Genomic DNA, 6,456 nt, shown 5'->3' with positions numbered 1-6,456 from the left:
AATCAATTCTTTTATACCAAGCTGCATAAATCTTTGAGCAATTTACCGAATTAAATTGCACTATAACGTCGTTAAAAATTTTCACCTAGTTATAGCGTCATTTTCTTAACGTTAAATAGACTCCATATATAAGCAGACTGGTATTATTTGATAATGAATTTTTAGTATGGCATAAATCTTTGAATTGACATAAAAAACCCATCAATTGTATGAAATACTTAAATTAATGGGGTTTAAATAGCGTCAGTTATTTATCTAATTTACGTTCTATAGCATCAAATAGAATACCCGTTATAGAAATATCATAAGCGGCTTCAATTTCACGTACACATGTTGGTGCTGTTACGTTAATTTCTGTTAGCTTATCGCCAATGATATCCAAGCCTACAAATATTAGGCCTTTTTCTTTGAGTGTGGGTGCTACAGCTTGCGCTATTTTTAAATCTGATTCGCTAAGTGGGCGTGCTTCCCCGCGACCACCAACGGCCAGATTGCCGCGAGTTTCCCCATTTTGTGGGATACGTGCTAGGCAATATGGAATTACTTCGCCATCAACTATTAATACGCGCTTATCGCCTTGTTTGATCTCAGGGATATAATTTTGTGCCATTGCAAACCGACTGCCGTGCTCTGTAAGTGTTTCGCAAATTACGCCAATGTTCGCGTCGCTTTCTGTTACACGAAAAATAGAAGCGCCACCCATACCATCCAGTGGTTTTAAAATAATATCTTTATGCTCGGCTAAAAATTCACGAATTTGCTTTTGGCTTCGTGTTACTAACGTATCAGGTGTATGTTCACTAAACCATGCTGTAAATAGCTTTTCGTTCGCGTCACGTAGGCTTTGTGGCTTGTTAATTATAAGCGTACCTTCTTGCTCGGCGCGCTCTAGAATATACGTTGCGTAAATGTATTCGGTGTCAAAAGGAGGATCTTTACGCATTAGAATGACGTCTAAGTCGGCAAGTGCAATGGTGGCTTTTTCTTCAAGTTCGTACCACTTTTCAGCGTTATTAAATACTTGCGCTTTAGCGGCGGTTGCATACGATTTTCCTTTACGAAGTGATAAATCATCCATCTCCATGTAGTAGATTTCGTAGCCGCGCTCTTGCGCCTGCATCATCATTGCAAAACCGGTGTCTTTTTTGATGTTAAATCCACTAATAGGATCAGAAATAATACCTAACTTAATTGCCATGCGCTGTGCCTTACTATAAATGTTACTGTTTATATGAGGGTGCTTTTAGTTATTTCAATTAGCTAAATCGCCAAATTGAAGTTGTAATGCACTTAAGACCGTTAAAGCGGCTGTTTCTGTTCGTAAAACGCGTGGGCCTAAACGAATATCTACAAATTCTAGTTGTTTAGTTAGTGCCATTTCATCATCGGTAAAGCCGCCTTCGGGGCCCACTAAGAAGCGCACGCCATCTTTAGGCACCGTAATAGTTTTAATACTGTGCTCAGCACGAGGGTGGAGAGTTAGCTTTATTGCATTGGTATCTTGTGCAAGCCATTGCTTTAAATCTACCGGAGGGTGGATGATTGGCACAAAATTACGCCCTGATTGCTCTGCCGCTGCAATCGCAATTTTTTGCCATTGTTGGTGTTTTTTATCAAGACGGTCGCCCATTAGCTTTACGCCACAACGTTGACTAAAAATAGGCGTAATTTCGGTAATCCCTAATTCAACTGATTTTTGAATTGTGAAATCCATTTTATCGCCACGCGATACGCATTGGCCTAAATGAATTTTTAATGGCGATTCAACATCGTGTAAATTGAGTTCTTGTGGCATAACCACGACATTTTTTTTAGTAACTTCAATAATTTCACTAAGGTACTCGCCGCCTTCACCATTAAAAATGGATACATGTTCGCCAACTTTCATACGAAGAACCCGGCCAATGTGGCCAGCTGCGTCGTCATCCAATGTAACGGGAGTGTTTAAGGCAATACTCGAAGCCTGATAGATATGAGGTACTCGCATGTGGTGTCACTTATCGATTGGCAGATAAAAATTATATCCGCTATGTTAAGTAAGCACAGGGCTAGGTGCAATTATTTATTTTATATTTAGCGACCTAATTGAACTCAATTAGGCTTAAGGGGGTTTGTGCAATATCAGTCTGACACGATAAGTGATTTGAGTGTGCGGGGTCAGCAAGTGGACTAAAAGTAAAATCACTTTCATTTTGACTAACCAAAAAGCGATTCTTATGCAATGAATTATAAATAAAACGTTGCTTTTCATCAGCAAGTAAATAGTCGGTACGATTAAATAAAACACCTTGTATATTATGGTGCTCATGCAAATAACTAGCGAGTTCAGAAACACTAATTTCGTTTTCGAAATCGCAGTAGCAATAGTCTTTAATAAGCTCGTCAAACATCATTTTAACTAATTGACGCATGTTACTACCTGCAATAACTAAAGTGCTAGGGGCATCAGCGAGGGCACTATCAAAATAGTGCCCAGCTAGTGCTCGACTAAAATCGTTATCCACATCAATTAGTAAAAAGTTGTTTATTTTAAATGCCATAAGGCCTCATTGCATTTAAGCAAAGATGTAACTGACTTAATTAAATACAGAGCGTTTATAGCAACTTTATTAAAAATCAGTGTTAAATAGAAAACATGCTAATAAGTAAATAGCCGATTGCACAGAAAACAGCAAATTCTATGCACGCAATACCGATATTATCTTGGTGATCGACCTCAAGAGCGGTATCAATATTAGGTAGTGATATTTTTTTTATTATAAATGTAAGCGTATAAAGCAATGCCCACATTACACTGCAATGCATAACAAGTGTAAATAGATTTTCAACCATCTTGCCATTTTGAAATGCAGCGCTCGACAAGCCGGCATAAGCAGCTAACGCTAAACCAATAGATTTACCAGCGTAGCGAATACCAATAGAAGTATTTTCTAAATTAAAATTACTTTGTAATGAAGCCCCTTGATTGGCTTTTGCAAATCGGTACTCACGTATTTTGCTATCAAGGGCAAACATCCCTTGCAGCACAAAAAAGCTGACAAATGCAATCAGTAAATTACTAAAGCCTTGCGTGTGAGTCCACGTATAAAGGCCTAGAGTCATAATGCAGTTGGCAATTAACATTCCTGAATCAACAAGTGCTGCACATACATTTTTCTTTAAAATAGCAGCTTCTTCATTAAAGCGACGTAAAATCCATTTGCGGTGGATCATGTGTCCTATTTTTATAAACGCAAAGAGTAAAAATATTAACACAGCCACTTTTAGTGGATTCGATTGCGCAGTACTGACACTTATTTCATCGAATAAAAAGGCGATGGTTGCTATTACAACCGATATTTCTGAGGCGAAACTAATGCCCATTGCAAAGTTATCGTATTGCGCTAACTCGTCTTTAAGCGCTTGTTTTGCTTTGATTTGAGTTATAATTCGCAAAATAAAAACAGTGATACAAATAACCACAAAACTAATAGCAATAGCAACAAAACTAGTGTTAGATAAAGACAAATATGACATGGTGATCCTGATTAAAGTTAACCTTTTAGGTTTTAATCATTCTAGTACGGATATTGATGATATAAAAGAGAGGATTGATGAGTAATGTAAAGCAACTTCCTATTCAATTACAAAAACTTGGCTTGATGCGCTTTAAAAAGCTGTATCCGCAACAGCATAATATAGACAGTAAAATTGTAACGTTGTTAGCGCTGAGTGATTTTGCATGGCGTAGTTTAGAGTCGCAACCTGATTTAATGCCATGGCTGTTATGCAAAAATGAACTACAAAATAGGGCTATACACTCTCCTTTTGAAAATTGGGACCTTACTGAATTAGATGAATCTCAATGTCATAAACTCCTTCGCAAGTATCGAGAAAAGTACTGGCTTAAAGTCGCTTTTTTAGATTTATGCTGTAATAACCCTATCTCAGATAGTATTAAATATATTAGCCAGCTTGCAGATATGCTGATTCAAAGCGCAAATCAATGGGCGCACGCACACGTTGCCAAAGTTAACGGTGAACCTTTGGATGAGCGCAACCAAGCAATGCCTTTAATGGTATTAGGAATGGGTAAATTAGGGGGGCAAGAACTTAATTACTCATCAGATATCGATCTTATTTTTGCATATCCTCGCAGCGTTAAAACACAAGGAGGGCGTCGCAGCATTGAGGCACAGGTATTTTATACTAAAGTTGCACAAAAGCTCATCGCATCATTAAATCAAACAACGGGTGATGGACAGGTATTTAGAGTTGATATGCGGCTTCGTCCATTTGGTGAAAGCGGCCCTCTGGTGATGAGCTTTAACGCGATTGAAGATTACTACCAAGAGCAAGGGCGTGATTGGGAGCGTTATGCCATGCTAAAGGGGCGCTTAATTGGCGCGCCTAATCAATACTGGGATGAATTTAATCAGCTCTTAAAGCCGTTTGTATATCGCCGATATATTGATTTTTCGGTTATTGAATCACTTCGTAAAATGAAGCTTATGATTGCTCAAGAAGTCCGCCGTAAACGATTAACAAATAATATAAAATTGGGTGCTGGTGGTATTCGAGAGGTGGAATTTATTGTTCAAGCCTTGCAAATGGTGCGCGGCGGGCGTGAAGCTAACTTACAAACGCAATCGTTACTCAAAGCATTAAAGGAGTTAACAGTAAGTCAGATTATTGATGATCTAGAAGCTAAAGATCTAAAAAATAACTATCTGTATTTAAGAAAGGTAGAGCAGTACTTACAAATATTTGACGATCAACAAACGCAAACATTGCCCGATGATGAGCTAAACCAACAGCGTTTGAATCTATTGCTAGCACAGCCAGACTTTACTGCATCGGTAAGTGACATTGAACATGTGATGAGTCAGATCAATAATGAATTTACGCATGTTATAGGTGAGGAAACTGAGCCTCTAGATACTTGTGAAAGTGCGTTTGTAAGCGCATGGGAACATGGTGATATAAGCTTTTTAAATGATCCCAAAGATAATTGGCAACTACCACTGCAAGACTTTAAGTTACGTTTGTCAAAAGCTAAAGTTGGTAATCGTGGACGTGACATTCTTGATAAGTTAATGCCAGCACTGCTCAAGCAGTTAAGTAACTTTGATGCCAGTGCAACAGCATTTACGATGATTTGCCAAATCCTCAATAAAATTATCTCTCGCACTGCGTATTTAGAATTACTATACGAAAATCCAGGTACATTAAAACAATTAGTTTTACTGTGCTGTCATAGCAAGTGGATAGGGGAGCATATATCTCGTTACCCAATACTGCTTGATGAATTAATAGACCCCGCAGTTCTTTATAAGCCAACTCCGTTAACTGCTTATAAGGATGAAATAAGGCAATATTTTTTACGTATTGAGCATGACGACTTAGAATTACAAATGGAGTCGTTAAGGCAGTTTAAGCAAACTCACCAATTACGCATAGCAGCCGCTGATGCGACAGGTGTTATTGATGTCATGAAAGTAAGCGATCACTTAACTGCATTAGCTGAGGCTGTTGTAGATCAGGCCGTAAATATTGCATGGCACAATACAGCTCAGCGTTTTGGTACGCCCCAAGGTACTGATGACGAAAATAAAGGCTTTGCAGTCATAGCGTATGGTAAAACAGGTGGTTTTGAAGTCGGTTATGATTCAGATTTAGATTTAGTATTTGTACATAATCATGATGGTTTAAGCCAAACGAATGGTAAAAAACCAATTGATTCGCGGCAGTTTTATTTAAAGCTAGCGCAGCGCTTAATGCACTTATTTAATACCCGTACAGCATCAGGTATTTTGTATGAACTCGATACACGTTTACGTCCTGAGGGAGCTTCTGGCTTATTAGCAATTAATCTTGAGAGCTTTAATCACTATCAGCAAACTCAAGCATGGACATGGGAGCATCAAGCGCTTGTGCGCGCCCGACTTATTTTAGGTCAAGATGAACTTATTGAGCGTTTTGCTGAAATCCGTAAGGACATTCTTTGTCAGCAGCGTGATATAAAAGTATTAAAAGATGATGTAATAAAAATGCGTGAAAAAATGCGCGTCCATTTAGCAAAAGGCAACACAGATAAATTTGATTTAAAACAAGATATTGGTGGTATGGCCGATATTGAATTTATTACTCAATACTTAGTGCTTAAATATGCTCATGAATTTGAGAGGTTAACAGTGTACTCTGATAATGTAAGGATTTTAACTGATGCCGCAAAAATCGGATGCATTACAAAAGATCAGCAACAGCAGTTAATACACGCTTATATATCGTATCGTTCTCGTTATCATGTGTTGAGCTTGGAGCAGCAAGGTCGGTTAGTGCCACGTATACAATTTGAAGAAGATATTACTAATGTTAAGCGAATTTGGGATATAATTTTTGAATTGAATTGAATGACAGGAATCCAAGCACAGGCTTGGATTTTTGGCCTAGTAAGTAATACCAATCTGCATAAAT

Annotated in this window: 5 protein-coding genes; 1 reads left to right on the top strand and 4 read right to left on the bottom strand. The window is 38.1% G+C overall.

The features are described from left to right. Positions 1 to 247: 247 nt before the first annotated feature. The 4 genes from gshB to CWB66_RS17615 form a co-directional block, all read right to left on the bottom strand. Positions 248 to 1,198 (bottom strand): glutathione synthase, encoded by a 951-nt coding sequence (gshB, locus tag CWB66_RS17630; protein ID WP_138586392.1) that lies wholly within the window; start codon positions 1,196 to 1,198, stop codon positions 248 to 250. Positions 1,199 to 1,252: 54 nt separating this feature from the next. Continuing rightward, positions 1,253 to 1,987, bottom strand: a complete 735-nt coding sequence (gene rsmE / locus CWB66_RS17625) for a 16S rRNA (uracil(1498)-N(3))-methyltransferase (RefSeq protein ID WP_138586391.1) — start codon at positions 1,985 to 1,987, stop codon at positions 1,253 to 1,255. Positions 1,988 to 2,081: 94 nt separating this feature from the next. After that, entirely contained in the window at positions 2,082 to 2,540 is a 459-nt protein-coding gene (locus CWB66_RS17620) for a hypothetical protein (protein ID WP_138586390.1), read from the bottom strand. A gap of 82 nt (positions 2,541 to 2,622) precedes the next feature. Then, complete coding sequence (locus CWB66_RS17615; protein ID WP_138586389.1) at positions 2,623 to 3,516, bottom strand: DUF350 domain-containing protein; 894 nt, start codon at positions 3,514 to 3,516, stop codon at positions 2,623 to 2,625. 77 nt (positions 3,517 to 3,593) lie between these two features. Between CWB66_RS17615 and glnE the strand changes: the two genes are divergently transcribed. Next, positions 3,594 to 6,392, top strand: coding sequence for a bifunctional [glutamate--ammonia ligase]-adenylyl-L-tyrosine phosphorylase/[glutamate--ammonia-ligase] adenylyltransferase (gene glnE / locus CWB66_RS17610; RefSeq protein ID WP_138586388.1), 2,799 nt, complete (start codon positions 3,594 to 3,596; stop codon positions 6,390 to 6,392). The last annotated feature ends 64 nt before the right edge of the window (positions 6,393 to 6,456 follow it).

This window comes from Pseudoalteromonas sp. S558 (genome assembly GCF_005886635.1).
GTDB classification, from domain to species: Bacteria; Pseudomonadota; Gammaproteobacteria; order Enterobacterales; family Alteromonadaceae; genus Pseudoalteromonas; species Pseudoalteromonas aliena.
This window is presented reverse-complemented; position numbering and strand designations above follow the sequence as displayed.